Consider the following 13,299-nt stretch of genomic DNA (forward strand, 5'->3'; position numbering starts at 1 on the left):
GGGCGGGTTTTAGCGACGTTATGTCGGGGAACCGACGAATCTGAATCAGAATTTCTCAGGAATAGGGCGGTCGATGGAAATCAGTTTGCCTTTTTTCACCGTGATATATCCCCCCTCGCGCAGGGCGGCCAGCACCTGATAAACATAGCTGCGCGAGAGATTGGTCCGTTTAATAATAAATGCCGACAGACTTTCATGTTGCCCACCATCGATTTCACCGCGATATAAATAGCGCGACAGCATCGACTTAATAGTCTGAAAGCTAGTCTGGCTGCCGCGTTCATAGTGGGCATCAAGGGCAAATATACCCATATAGGCCAGGATCGTGGTCAGCTCTTGCATATAGCCCGGCGACGAATGAAAGAATATCCGTTCAAAATCGCTGGCGGATATTTTCGCCAGCTGGCATTCGCCCAGACACTGATAATAGAGCGCCACCGACGGACAATAATGTTCCAGCAACCCTAACGGCATATGCGCGATAACAATCCCGATCAGGTTCTGCTCGTCACCAAAGGCCAGCGTCATTTGCCCCTGCAGCAAAAAATAGAGATAGCCCGGCTGCGGCAGAAACGGCTGGTCTTTACTCAGGCTCAGGGTTTCACTGCAGGCGATCACCGCCGGCAGGTGCGTGGTCAGCGTCAGCTTCTGGTACCGATCGTAAATATCGCCAAAACTGGGGTTCATCGCGCTACGCACTCCTTCACCTTTTATCACCGCGACGGGGCTAACCGCGGCCTGTGGAACTATACCTAAGCGGGTCAGGAAGGAAAAGTCCAGATCTGGAGTGGCGAAATATTCCGCCTGGCTCACATTTTTCACCCTCGCCCCGCCCTTTCGTCCGCCAATCGTTCCGCTTGCTGCCAGGGTGTGCTTTAATTAGCTAAAACGGTTTAACAAAGTTTAGCTAAGAGGAACTAGTCCTATGAATGGTAAAATCTGGGTACTCGGCGATGCGGTCGTCGATCTCCTGCCCGACGGAGAGGGCCGCCTGCTGCAATGCCCCGGCGGCGCGCCGGCCAACGTCGCGGTCGGCGTGGCGCGGCTCGGCGGCGATAGCGGGTTTATCGGCCGCGTCGGCGACGATCCCTTCGGCCGCTTTATGCGTCACACCCTGGCGCAGGAGAAGGTGGATGTGAACTATATGCGCCTCGATGCGGCGCAGCGCACCTCCACGGTGGTGGTCGATCTCGATCGCCACGGAGAGCGCACCTTTACCTTTATGGTCCGCCCGAGCGCCGACCTGTTTCTTGCGCCTGAGGATCTTCCGCCGTTTTCCGCCGGTCAGTGGCTGCACGTTTGCTCTATCGCTCTCAGCGCGGAGCCGAGCCGCAGCACGGCATTCGCGGCGATGGAGGCGATAAAGCGCGCCGGGGGCTATGTCAGCTTCGACCCCAATATCCGCAGCGACCTGTGGCAGGATCCTCAGGAACTGCGCGACTGTCTCGACCGGGCGCTGGCCCTCGCCGACGCCATAAAACTCTCGGAAGAGGAGCTGGCTTTTATCAGCGGCAGCGACGACATCGTCAGCGGCATCGCCCGGCTGAACGCCCGCTACCAGCCGACGCTGTTGCTGGTGACCCAGGGCAAAGCGGGGGTGCAGGCCGCGCTGCGCGGGCAGGTTAGCCACTTCCCTGCCCGCCCGGTGGTCGCCGTCGATACTACCGGCGCCGGCGATGCCTTTGTCGCCGGGCTGCTCGCCGGACTCGCCGCCCATGGTATCCCTGACAACCTCGCCGCCCTGGCTCCCGACCTCACGCTGGCGCAAACCTGCGGCGCGCTGGCCACCACCGCCAAAGGCGCCATGACCGCCCTGCCCTACAGGGACGATCTTCAGCGCTCGCTGTGATCCCGTTGGGCCGGCTAACGGCCCACTTTGCTGGCGACATCACAATTCTTAAACCGGTTTAGCAATTTTTATTTTCACCGCATTACCGACATGTTTACCATATTAACTAAACCGGTTTAGCAAACGTTAGCACACTCACTGATTTACCTTTGGATGTCACCAACATGTATAAAAAACGGAAGTTAGCCATTCTTATTGCTTTGCTAACCGGCGCCGCCGCCGCCCATGGGCAGACAGACCTGAACAGCATTGAAGCGCGTCTCGCCGCCCTGGAAAAACGTCTGCAGGATGCCGAGACTCGCGCCAGCACTGCCGAAAGCCGCGCCGCCTCGGCGGAGCAGAAAGTTCAGCAGCTAACCCAGCAGCAGCAACAAACCCAGGCCACCACCCAGCAGGTGGCCAAACGCACCACCCAACTGGAAGAAAAAGCCGAACGGCCCGGCGGCTTTGAGTTCCACGGCTACGCCCGCTCCGGGGTGATCATGAACGACTCCGCCGCCAGCACGAAATCCGGGGCCTATATGACCCCCGCCGGGGAAACCGGCGGCGCCATTGGTCGTCTGGGCAACCAGGCCGACACCTATGTGGAAATGAACCTCGAACATAAGCAGACCCTGGACAACGGGGCGACCACCCGGTTCAAAGTGATGGTGGCCGATGGGCAAACCACCTATAACGACTGGACGGCGAGCAGCAGCGACCTGAACGTGCGCCAGGCGTTCGTCGAGCTGGGCAACCTGCCGACCTTCGAGGGTCCGTTCAAAGGCTCGACCCTGTGGGCCGGGAAGCGCTTTGACCGCGACAACTTCGATATCCACTGGATTGACTCGGATGTGGTGTTCCTCGCCGGGACCGGCGGCGGGATCTACGACGTGAAGTGGAACGACAGCCTGCGCAGCAACTTCTCGTTATACGGCCGCAACTTTGGCGATATCGCCGACAGCAGCAACAGCGTGCAGAACTATATCGTCAGCATGAATAACTTTGCCGGCCCGGTGCAGATGATGGTCAGCGGGATGCGGGCGAAAGATAATGACGACCGCCAGGACGCGAACGGCAATCTGGTGAAAGGCGATGCCGCTAACACCGGGGTTCATGCCCTGCTGGGTCTGCACAATGAGAGCTTCTATGGCCTGCGCGACGGGACCAGCAAAACGGCCCTGCTGTACGGTCACGGCCTGGGCGCCGAGGTCAAAGGCATCGGCTCCGACGGCGCGCTGCGTCCGGGGGCCAACACCTGGCGTTTCGCCAGCTACGGCACCACCCCGCTGAGCGATCGCTGGTTTATTGCCCCGGCCGTGCTGGCGCAGAGCAGTAAAGATCGCTATGTCGATGGCGACAGCTATCAGTGGGCCACTCTCAACCTGCGTCTGATTCAGGAAGTGACGCAGAACTTCGCCCTCGCCTGGGAGGGCAGCTATCAGTACATGGATCTGCAGCCTGAAGGCTACAACGATCGCCATGCGGTCAATGGCAGCTTCTACAAGCTGACCTTCGCCCCGACCTTCAAGGTCGGCAGCATCGGCGACTTCTTCTCGCGCCCGGAGATCCGCTTCTATACATCGTGGATGGACTGGAGCAAAAAGCTGGATAACTACGCCAACGACGACGCGTTAGGCAGCAACGGGTTCAAATCGGGCGGCGAATGGTCGTTCGGTATGCAAATGGAGACCTGGTTCTGACGTGAACCCGGGCGACAGGGTAAGTAAAACATAAATATAAGGTTCGCGGTGCCAGCCATGGCCGGCGCCGCCCACGCCATATCATCATGCATTCAGAGGGTACTATGGATTTTGAACAGATTTCCCGCTCACTGCTTCCCCTGCTGGGCGGCAAGGAAAATATCGCCAGCGCCGCGCACTGCGCCACCCGGCTGCGGCTGGTGCTGGTCGACGACGCGCTCGCCGACCAGCAGGCGATTGGCAAAATCGACGGCGTGAAAGGCTGCTTTCGTAATGCCGGACAGATGCAGATCATCTTCGGCACCGGGGTGGTCAATAAAGTCTATGCTGCCTTTATCCAGGCGGCGGGCATCAGCGAATCGAGCAAATCCGAAGCCGCCGACCTGGCGGCGAAAAAGCTGAACCCGTTCCAGCGCATTGCCCGCCTGCTGTCCAACATCTTTGTGCCGATTATTCCCGCCATCGTCGCCTCCGGCCTGCTGATGGGCCTGCTGGGGATGGTGAAAACCTACGGCTGGGTAGACCCGGGCAACGCTATCTATATCATGCTGGATATGTGCAGCTCGGCGGCGTTTATTATTCTGCCGATCCTGATCGGCTTTACCGCCGCCCGCGAATTTGGCGGCAACCCTTATCTGGGCGCGACCCTAGGCGGGATCCTCACCCACCCGGCGTTGACCAACGCCTGGGGCGTCGCCGCCGGCTTCCACACCATGAATTTCTTCGGCATCGAAGTGGCGATGATCGGCTATCAGGGCACGGTCTTCCCGGTGCTGCTGGCGGTGTGGTTTATGAGCCTTGTCGAAAAACGGCTGCGCCGGGTTATTCCTGACGCGCTGGATCTGATCCTCACGCCGTTCCTGACGGTGATTATCTCTGGCTTTATCGCCCTGCTGCTGATCGGCCCGGCCGGCCGCGCGCTCGGCGACGGCATTTCGTTTATCCTCAGCACGCTTATCAGCCATGCCGGCTGGCTGGCTGGCCTGCTGTTCGGCGGCCTCTATTCGGTGATCGTCATTACCGGTATCCACCACAGCTTCCATGCCATTGAGGCGGGTCTGCTCGGCAATCCGTCGATCGGCGTCAACTTCCTGCTGCCTATCTGGGCGATGGCCAACGTCGCTCAGGGCGGCGCCTGCTTTGCCGTGTGGTTTAAAACCAAAGATGCCAAAATCAAAGCCATTACCTTGCCGTCGGCGTTTTCGGCGATGCTGGGGATCACCGAGGCGGCGATCTTCGGGATTAACCTGCGCTTTGTGAAACCGTTCATCGCCGCGCTGGTGGGCGGTGCCGCCGGCGGCGCCTGGGTGGTGTCGATGCACGTCTACATGACCGCGGTGGGCCTGACGGCGATCCCGGGAATGGCCATCGTGCAGGCCAGCTCGCTGCTGAACTACATTATCGGGATGGCGATCGCCTTCGCCGTGGCATTCGTACTCTCTCTGACGCTGAAATACAAAACGGACGCTGAATAATGTCATTACCGTCACGCCTGCCTGCGATCCTGCAGGCCGTTATGCAGGGCCAGCCGCAGGCGCTGGCCGACGACCATTACCCGCAATGGCATCTGGCGCCGGTCAGCGGACTGCTGAACGATCCCAACGGTTTTTGCCAGGTCGCCGGGCGTTATCACCTGTTTTATCAGTGGAATCCGCTCGCCTGCGACCACACCTATAAGTGCTGGGGACACTGGAGCTCAGCCGACCTGCTGCACTGGCGGCATGAACCTATCGCCCTGATGCCGGATGAAGAGTATGACCGCAACGGCTGCTACTCCGGCAGCGCAGTCGAGTTCGAGGGTACCCTGACCCTGTGCTACACCGGCAACGTGAAGTTCCCCGACGGCGGGCGCACCGCCTGGCAGTGCCTGGCGACGGAAAATGCCGATGGCACCTTCAGCAAGCTGGGGCCGGTACTGCCGCTGCCGGAAGGCTATACCGGCCATGTACGTGACCCTAAGGTGTGGCGCCAGGACGGGCGCTGGTACATGGTCCTCGGGGCGCAGGATGTGCAACAGCGCGGCAAAGTGCTGCTGTTTACCGCCAGCGACCTGCGGGATTGGCGCCTGGTGGGCGAGATAGCCGGGCATGACGTTAACGGCCTGGCGAACGGTGGCTACATGTGGGAGTGCCCGGACCTGTTTCCGCTGGCGGACACCCACCTGCTGATCTGCTGCCCGCAGGGGCTGGCCCGCGAAGCACAGCGTTTTCTCAATACTTATCCTGCGGTGTGGATGGCAGGCCGTTTCGACGCCGAACGCGGCGCCTTCGACCATGGCCCGCTGCACGAGCTGGACAGCGGATTTGAGTTCTACGCGCCGCAGACCATGCTGGCCGAAGATGGCCGCCGCCTGCTGGTCGGCTGGATGGGCGTCCCGGACGGGGAAGAGATGCATCAGCCCACCCGCGCGCAGGGATGGATCCACCAGATGACCTGCGTGCGCGAACTGGCCTGGCAGTCGGGTGCCCTGTATCAGCGTCCGCTGCGCGAACTGACCGCCCTGCGTGGGGAAGCCCAGGGCTGGCGCGGGCAGACCCTGCCCCTCGCCCCGATGGAGCTGGCCTTTGACATCGCCCCCAACAGCACGCTGGGGCTGGATTTTGCCGGCGCCCTGCAGCTCACCGTCAACCGCGACGGCCTGCGCCTGTCGCGCCGCGGCCTGCAGACGGCGGAGATGCATCATCGCTACTGGCGCGGCGAGGCGCGGCGGCTGCAGATCTTTATCGACCGCTCCAGTGTGGAAATTTTCATCAACGATGGCGAAGGGGTAATGAGCAGCCGCTTCTTCCCGGGCTATCCGGGGCAGCTCATCTTCAGCGGTGCGACGCCGGTGGCATTCTGCCGCTGGCTGCTGCGGCCATGCATGGTAGAATAAGCGTTTTGCTTTCAGGCTCCCGGGTGCTGATGAAAACCAAACGCGTAACTATCAAAGATATCGCCGAACTGGCGGGCGTCTCCAAAGCGACCGCCAGCCTGGTACTCAACGGTCGTGGCAAAGAGCTGCGCGTGGCGCAGGAGACGCGCGAGCGCGTGCTGGCGATCGCCCGCGAGCAGCACTATCAGCCGAGCATTCACGCGCGCTCGCTGCGTGATAACCGCAGCCATACCATTGGCCTGGTGGTGCCGGAAATCACCAACTACGGGTTTGCCGTTTTCTCCCATGAGCTTGAGACGCTCTGCCGGGAAGCCGGCGTGCAGCTGCTTATCTCCTGCACCGACGAAAACCCCGGCCAGGAGAGCGTGGTGGTCAATAACATGATTGCCCGCCAGGTCGACGGCCTGATCGTCGCCTCGTGCATGCACAGCGATGCCGACTACCTGAAGCTCAGCGAACAGCTGCCGGTGGTGCTGTTTGACCGCTCCCCCAGCGACAGCGCCCTGCCGCTGGTGATGACTGACTCGGTCACCCCAACGGCCGAACTGATCTCCCGCATCGCCCCTCAGCATGCGGACGAGTTCTGGTTTCTCGGCGGCCAGCCGCGGCTATCGCCTTCGCGCGACCGGCTGGCGGGATTCACCCAGGGCCTGGCTCAGGCGGGGGTTACGCTGCGTCCCGAATGGGTGATCAACGGCAACTATCACCCCAGCTCCGGCTACGAGATGTTCGCCGCGCTCTGCGCGCGGCTGGGACGGCCGCCGAAGGCGCTGTTCACCGCGGCCTGCGGCCTGCTGGAAGGGGTCCTGCGCTATATGAGCCAGCACCATCTGTTGGACTCCAATATTCATCTCGCCAGCTTCGACGATCACTATCTGTACGATTCACTTTCCCTGCGCATTGATACCGTGCAGCAGGATAATCGCCAGCTGGCCTGGCACTGCTACGATCTGCTCAGCCAGCTGATCGACGGCCAGGCGCCGGAGCCGCTCCAGCGCTATCTGCCCGCTACCCTGCAGTTTCGCCATGCCTGACGGCGCCGGCGGCGATTAGCGTTTTCGCCGGGCGCGCGACGCCTGCCTCAGCGTCAGCAGCACGCTGGCGAGCACCACGCCGAGGCCAATTGTTACCTGCCAGCGGTAAGCCATCAGCAGCGAGGGCAATCCGCCGTCCGGCGCCAGCATCACGAGATTCCAGCCCGCCAGGCCGGCATTGCCGTTCAGCGCCCGGCTTAACATCCGCTGATGCGGGGCGAAGGGCTGAATGGTCTGGTAATGGCTGCCGAACAGCGGCGGCTGCATCTCCCGCGGGAACTGTGCCTGCACCTGGGCCAGCACGCTGGCCGGCAGCGCATGCGATGCCGCCAGCAGATGCCCGTCGCCATTCACCAGCAGTAGCCGATAATGCCGCTGCCGGGCCAGGGTATGCAGATCGGCGCGCATCACCGCCAGCGGCCAGGTCGCTTCCCGCTGCGGAGCGGGGGTGTTCATCCGCTGTTCAAGGCGTTCCGCCACCCACCGCGCATCCTCCTCCAGCTGCCGGGTATGCATCTCACGGTAAACCTCTCTGGCCGGCAGGTTCACGCCCCGACTGAGGATCAGGATCGCCAGTCCCGCCAGCAGGCTGACGATAATGCCCCTTCTCCCCGGTCGCGAGAGCGGCGAGGATTTGATTAAGGATGGTGTATTCATACGACTCCAGAAACAGGGGGCAAGGCGTGGCCCCCTGGCGAATGGACAACAAAAGTCGCGAAACTGTACAGGATGCGCAGCGCGGGAAAAATAGACAGCCGGCGCCTGGCGGGACGTATTTTGTTTATTTCTGGACAGGGCTGGCGGCAACGACGCGCTTCGCCGTTGCCGCCAGTTGATAAGATTAGTGTTTTTTCCGGTTGCGGCGCATGTCGATGGTCACCGCCGCGACGATAATGATCCCTTTAATAATATCCTGCACGTAGGCATCGACGCCGACAAAGGTAAAGCCGCTCTTGATCAGGCCAAGGATCATCGCGCCAATCAGGGTGCCGGTAATGCGCCCCACCCCGCCCATTAAGCTGCTGCCGCCGATCACCGCCGCGGCAATCGCGTCCAGTTCGTAGGACATCCCCATGCTGGACTGGCCACTGCTGACGCGCGCCGCCAGCACTACCCCAGCCAGCCCGGAGAGCGCCCCGGCGATGGTGTAGACGATCACCAGGTATTTATTCACGTTGATGCCGGACACTTTGGCCGAGGTCATGTTGCCGCCGATGGCATACACATATTTGCCATACCGGGTATGCTTCAGCGCAATGTGAAACACTGCGGCAATCACGAAGAAGATGATCACCGGCATCGCCCCCTGGCCTATCGCCGTAAAACTGTCGGAGAGGAAGCTTATCGGATTGCCCTGGGTGTAATACTGCGCCAGACCGCGCGCCGAGACCATCATCCCGAGGGTGGCGATAAATGGCGGGATGCCGGTTCGCGTCACCAGGAAACCGTTGGTCAGCCCACACAGCAGGCCGACGCCGATCCCCGCGCAAATCGGGATCACCGCCGGCAGGTTGACCAGCGCCGGGAACATTGGCGACAGGCTGTCGGAGGTTTGCGCCAGGCTCGCCGCCACCACCGCCGCGAGGGCGATAACCGAGCCGGAGGAGAGGTCAATCCCGGTGGTGATGATCACCTGGGTGACGCCGACGGCGATGATGCCGATGATCGCCACCTGCAGCACAATCAGCACCAGGCGGTTGGTATTGAGCAGGAACGACTGGTCGCGAACATACCAGCCGGCGATTTCAAAGGTCAGGGCAATCACCAGCATCACCACAAAGATGCCGGTATCTTTCGGCATTTTATGCCGCAAATTAGCGAAGAAGGAGGAACCCTCGCTGGCCGGAGCCGCCGTTAATTTCATATTACTCATTCTCTGTGCCTCAATGGGATGCCAACGACAAAATGGTTTCCTGGTCGGCTTCGTCTTTTTCCAGGATGCCGGTGATACGGCCTTCATGCATCACCATGACCCGGTCACTCATGCCAAGGATTTCCGGCAGCTCAGAGGAGACCATAATGACCGCCACCCCCCGGTTCGCCAGTTCACTGATAAGATGATAAATTTCCGCCTTCGCCCCGACGTCGATGCCGCGGGTCGGCTCATCGAGAATTAAGATTTTCGGTTGCGCTAACAGCCAGCGCGCAATCAGAACTTTTTGCTGATTCCCCCCGCTGAGGTTATTAATAATTTGATCCATCGTCGGCGTTTTAATATTGAGCCGACGGATTTGCTCCATGCAGTCTTCGGCCATTTTCACGTGCTGGACAAAACCGCTCTTGCCGATATATTCCGGCATTTTGACGATACTCATATTTTCCAGCACCGACAGCACCAGAAACAGGCCCGACTTTTTACGGTCTTCGGTTAATAACGCCATTCCCTTTTCAATCGCCACGGAGGGGGAATCAATGGTCACCGGCGCCCCGTCGATCAGCACTTCGCCGCTGTCGAAGCGTTCCATGCCAAACAGGCTTTCCATCACCTCGCTGCGCCCGGCGCCCACCAGCCCGGCCACGCCGAGGATCTCGCCGCGACGCACGGTAAAGCTGACATCATGGAACACGCCCTGGCGCGTCAGATTGCGTACCGTCAGCACCTCTTCGCCGATGGTGTTATTAAATTTCGGGAACAGCTGGGTTAATTCGCGGCCCACCATCTGGGTAATCAGCGACTGGCGGGTAAATTCGGTGGTGTTTTTGCTCCCCACCCAGGTCCCATCGCGAAAGACGCTGATCTCATCGGTGATAGCGAAGATCTCATCCATTTTATGGCTGATATAGATGATCGCTTTGCCCTGGGCCCGCAGGTCGCGGATGATGGTGAACAGGTGAGCTACCTCGCCTTCGGTCAGCGCCGAAGTGGGCTCATCCATGATCACAATATCCGCGTTCCATGAGACCGCTTTGGCAATCTCCACCATCTGCTGGGCGGCGATGCTCAGGTCGCCCACCAGCCGGTCGGCGGTTAAGCGAATATTCAGCTTATCCAGCAGCGCCTGGGTCTGGCGGGTCAGCTGGCCGTGGTCGACAAAGCCGTACTTCATCGGCTCGCGCCCCAGCCAGATATTCTCCGCCACCGTCATATGCGGCACCAGATTCAGCTCCTGGTGGATCATCGATATCCCCGAGCGCAGCGCATCCATGGTGTCGGTAAACTCCACCGGCTCTCCTTTCACGCGAATCGATCCTTTATCCGGGCGATAGATACCGATCAGGCACTTCATCAGCGTGGATTTACCGGCGCCGTTCTCACCCATCAGGGCGTGCACCGTTCCCGGGCGCACGCGTAATGAGACATTATCGAGCGCCTTCACGCCGGGGAAGAACTTACTGATACCTTCGGCTTCAAGGGCAAAAGCGTTCATACATCCACCTCCGTACAGCGGGTTGGCCAGGATTATTTCTGATTACGATTGGTAAATTCAGCCATGTTCTCTTTGGTGATCAGCTGATACGGCACGTCGATGATTTTCTCCACTTTCTCACCGTTCGCCAGCTTGATGGCCGCGTCTACGGCGCCCTCGCCCTGGCCTTTCGCATCCTGGAAGATGGTGGCGATCATCTTGCCGCTCTTCAGCATCTGCAGCGCATCCGGGGTGCCATCCACGCCGGCGATGAGAATATGGTTCGGGTTTTTACCCAGCGCCTGCAGGGCGCCGATCGCCATTTCATCGTTGTTGGAGGCGATGGCCTGGATATCCTCGCCGCTGGTCATCCAGTTGCTGACCACGTCCACGGCGTCATTGCGGGTGAATTTCGCGGTCTGCTTCTGCACGATTTTGATGTTCGGGTATTTGGCGACGACCTCTTCCACCCCTTTGGTGCGGTCGCGAGTAGATTCATTCGCCAGGTCGCCGAGCAGGATCGCCACATTGCCCTTGCCGTTCATCGCTTTCGCCAGCGCTTCCATCTGCAGACGGCCGGCGAGAATCGAGTCCGACCCCACATAGGCCATCTTGTCGGTCAGCTCCGCCTGCGGGCGACGGTTCACAAATACCAGCGGGATCCCGGCCTTGGTGGCCTGATCCATGATCGGTTTCACCGCATTGGTATCCACCGGGTTAACGATAATGGCGTCCACCCCCTGGCCTATAAAGTTCTGCACCTGCTGCAGCTGCTGGGAGACATCCCCTTTCGCGTCCTCGATCTGCGATTTCACCCCATCTTTTTTCATCTCTTTTTGCATCGAGGTACGCAGGATCGTCAGGAAGTTATCGTCAAACAGCGCCATCGAGACGCCAATGGAGACATCTTTTGCCATAACCACCGCAGGCAGCATGCAGGCTAACAAAGAGGCAACAATCGTTTTCTTAATATTCATAGTTGATCCTTGATTTTGTAGGTACGCCGGTGAATGAAACAAAATGAAAAATTAATTTCAATCAGGTTGCGACAAATGTCTGTTATGACGGCGACGGCGCTGCGGGGTTTTCCGCATTTCGCCGTGATCGGAATCACAAATAATGACTGTTTTATCATCACTTTTTTGAAACATCAGTCCATTTATGCCACACCGTGAATTCCAGACCATTTATTTCATTAACAAGACATTTGAAACTTTTATAAGTAAATAACTGAAATGAAAATTTTAAAACTATGCAGTAACAGAATTTTGACAGACATCTAACATTGCTGCATAAATGAGCGAAAAATGAGAGGCAGACAACGCTTTAAAGCGATCGCCCCCGGCGGGGTTGGCATTTACCCGCCGGGGAAATCCGTGTTGTCAGGAAGGGAGGCGCCGCACGCCTTAGTCCACGTTCTCGGCGCTGTAGAGGATAAAGTCGACTTTCCCGTCGGCATAGGTTTGCGGCTGATAGCCGGACTCCAGATGGCGCAGCATCAGGTCGATCGCCAGCTGGGCGTGCTGGCGGGTGTTCTGATCGAGCGTTAACGCCAGGCTGCCCCGGGCCAGCTGCTGGCGGGTGGTATTGTAGCGCTCATGGGTGATCCAGCAGACGTCGCTTTCGCGGCGGTGGCGAGCCAGCGCCTCGGCAATCTGAGTATTGCCAAGCCCGGTATTATAGATCCCGACAATATGCCGGCTGCGGCACAGGGCCTGCTCCAGCAGGCGGGTGATCTGCTCCCGCCGCTCCTCGCCTGCCAGTACCTCATTAAGCTGCAGGTGGGGAAAGCGCTGGCTCAGCACCTCGCGGAACCCCTGGATGCGCAGGCGATGCGCGCTGTAATCCTCCCGGCCGCTCACCATCAGCACCTCCCCGGGCCGCGGCGTCATTCTCCCCATCATTAACCCCGCGGTGCGGCCAGCCTGCAGCTGATTGATCCCGACGTGGCAGAGCCGGTCGGCGCCGGGCAGATCCGTCGCCAGGGTGATGGCGGGGACGCCCGCTTCCCGGCAGCGGCGCAGCGCGTCATGCACCACAGGGTGGTCATTGCCGAAGACGATGATCCCCTGACGCTGCTGGCAGCTGCGCATAATGCGCCGGGCCAGGGTCGCCGGCTGCGACTCCGGGACAAAGGTGCGGTGCAGGGTCAGACGGCGATAGCCGAGGCTATCCGCGACGGCGGCGAAATCCTGCGCCAGCTGCGGAAAAAAGAACGAGTCATTGCTGCTGAGAAAGAGCTCAATCTGCCACGGAAAGCGGTGCTCCTCCGGCAGGATCCGCTTCAGCCCCGCCTCCCGCGCCGCCTGCAGCACTTTGCGCGTGGTCTGCGGCGATACGCCGCCGCGTTCGTTCAGCACCCGGTCCACAGTGGCCACGCCGACGCCAATCTGTCTGGCCAGCATCGCCAGTGACATGTTTTTCATCGCCCCTCTCTTCAATGATGGAAATACATCAAAACGGCAGTGTCAGTGAGTTTAGCAAACCGATTATGGTGGCACCGTCCCTTCGC

At 59.9% G+C, this 13,299-nt stretch carries 10 protein-coding genes and 1 pseudogene; 5 read left to right on the forward strand and 6 right to left on the reverse strand.

Going from position 1 to position 13,299, the window contains the following annotated elements; all coding sequences use genetic code 11:
• Positions 1 to 45: 45 nt before the first annotated feature.
• Positions 46 to 687: a Crp/Fnr family transcriptional regulator gene (locus tag ABLV64_RS00345; RefSeq protein ID WP_072206897.1), complete on the reverse strand. Its 642-nt coding sequence runs from the start codon at positions 685 to 687 to the stop codon at positions 46 to 48.
• Between the two features lie 238 nt (positions 688 to 925).
• Here ABLV64_RS00345 and ABLV64_RS00350 point away from each other — a divergent pair, with 238 nt between their 5' ends.
• The 5 genes from ABLV64_RS00350 (at position 926) to ABLV64_RS00370 (ending at position 7,440) form a co-directional block, all read left to right on the forward strand.
• A complete protein-coding gene (locus ABLV64_RS00350) occupies positions 926 to 1,849 on the forward strand; it encodes an aminoimidazole riboside kinase (protein WP_348843119.1) in 924 nt (307 codons plus the stop codon).
• A 164-nt stretch (positions 1,850 to 2,013) separates the two neighbouring features.
• Positions 2,014 to 3,531, forward strand: coding sequence for a carbohydrate porin (locus ABLV64_RS00355; RefSeq protein WP_004202408.1), 1,518 nt, complete (start codon positions 2,014 to 2,016; stop codon positions 3,529 to 3,531).
• A gap of 104 nt (positions 3,532 to 3,635) precedes the next feature.
• A complete protein-coding gene (locus ABLV64_RS00360; protein ID WP_004202407.1) occupies positions 3,636 to 5,006 on the forward strand; it encodes a sucrose-specific PTS transporter subunit IIBC in 1,371 nt (456 codons plus the stop codon).
• Positions 5,006 to 6,406, forward strand: a complete 1,401-nt coding sequence (locus tag ABLV64_RS00365; protein ID WP_049117075.1) for a sucrose-6-phosphate hydrolase — start codon at positions 5,006 to 5,008, stop codon at positions 6,404 to 6,406. Before ABLV64_RS00360 ends, ABLV64_RS00365 begins: the two co-directional genes overlap by 1 nt.
• Positions 6,407 to 6,429: 23 nt before the next feature.
• Positions 6,430 to 7,440, forward strand: a complete 1,011-nt coding sequence (locus ABLV64_RS00370) for a LacI family DNA-binding transcriptional regulator (protein WP_017898803.1) — start codon at positions 6,430 to 6,432, stop codon at positions 7,438 to 7,440.
• 53 nt (positions 7,441 to 7,493) lie between these two features.
• Here ABLV64_RS00370 and ABLV64_RS00375 read toward each other — a convergent pair.
• The 5 genes and pseudogenes from ABLV64_RS00375 to ABLV64_RS00395 form a co-directional block, all read right to left on the reverse strand.
• A pseudogene (locus ABLV64_RS00375) lies at positions 7,494 to 8,097 on the reverse strand (hypothetical protein).
• Between the two features lie 184 nt (positions 8,098 to 8,281).
• The gene (locus ABLV64_RS00380; protein WP_004152946.1) at positions 8,282 to 9,304 is read right to left on the reverse strand and encodes an ABC transporter permease; all 1,023 of its coding nucleotides are present in this window, start codon (positions 9,302 to 9,304) and stop codon (positions 8,282 to 8,284) included.
• A 19-nt stretch (positions 9,305 to 9,323) separates the two neighbouring features.
• Positions 9,324 to 10,808: a sugar ABC transporter ATP-binding protein gene (locus ABLV64_RS00385; RefSeq protein ID WP_004202401.1), complete on the reverse strand. Its 1,485-nt coding sequence runs from the start codon at positions 10,806 to 10,808 to the stop codon at positions 9,324 to 9,326.
• 32 nt (positions 10,809 to 10,840) lie between these two features.
• Positions 10,841 to 11,764: a sugar ABC transporter substrate-binding protein gene (locus ABLV64_RS00390; protein WP_002892597.1), complete on the reverse strand. Its 924-nt coding sequence runs from the start codon at positions 11,762 to 11,764 to the stop codon at positions 10,841 to 10,843.
• 429 nt (positions 11,765 to 12,193) lie between these two features.
• Positions 12,194 to 13,213, reverse strand: coding sequence for a LacI family DNA-binding transcriptional regulator (locus tag ABLV64_RS00395; protein ID WP_048294337.1), 1,020 nt, complete (start codon positions 13,211 to 13,213; stop codon positions 12,194 to 12,196).
• Between the last annotated feature and the right edge of the window lie 86 nt (positions 13,214 to 13,299).

The organism is Klebsiella sp. JB_Kp031 (genome assembly GCF_040064295.1).
GTDB classification, from domain to species: domain Bacteria; phylum Pseudomonadota; class Gammaproteobacteria; order Enterobacterales; family Enterobacteriaceae; genus Klebsiella; species Klebsiella quasipneumoniae.

Bases quoted from the DNA above. Each gene is read 5' to 3' on its own strand.
- ABLV64_RS00345 (WP_072206897.1), bottom strand. From the start codon at position 687: ATGAACCCCAGTTTTGGCGATATTTACGATCGGTACCAGAAGCTGACG.
- ABLV64_RS00350 (WP_348843119.1), top strand. From the start codon at position 926: ATGAATGGTAAAATCTGGGTACTCGGCGATGCGGTCGTCGATCTCCTG.
- ABLV64_RS00355 (WP_004202408.1), top strand. From the start codon at position 2,014: ATGTATAAAAAACGGAAGTTAGCCATTCTTATTGCTTTGCTAACCGGC.
- ABLV64_RS00360 (WP_004202407.1), top strand. From the start codon at position 3,636: ATGGATTTTGAACAGATTTCCCGCTCACTGCTTCCCCTGCTGGGCGGC.
- ABLV64_RS00365 (WP_049117075.1), top strand. From the start codon at position 5,006: ATGTCATTACCGTCACGCCTGCCTGCGATCCTGCAGGCCGTTATGCAG.
- ABLV64_RS00380 (WP_004152946.1), bottom strand. From the start codon at position 9,304: ATGAAATTAACGGCGGCTCCGGCCAGCGAGGGTTCCTCCTTCTTCGCT.
- ABLV64_RS00385 (WP_004202401.1), bottom strand. From the start codon at position 10,808: ATGAACGCTTTTGCCCTTGAAGCCGAAGGTATCAGTAAGTTCTTCCCC.
- ABLV64_RS00390 (WP_002892597.1), bottom strand. From the start codon at position 11,764: ATGAATATTAAGAAAACGATTGTTGCCTCTTTGTTAGCCTGCATGCTG.
- ABLV64_RS00395 (WP_048294337.1), bottom strand. From the start codon at position 13,213: ATGAAAAACATGTCACTGGCGATGCTGGCCAGACAGATTGGCGTCGGC.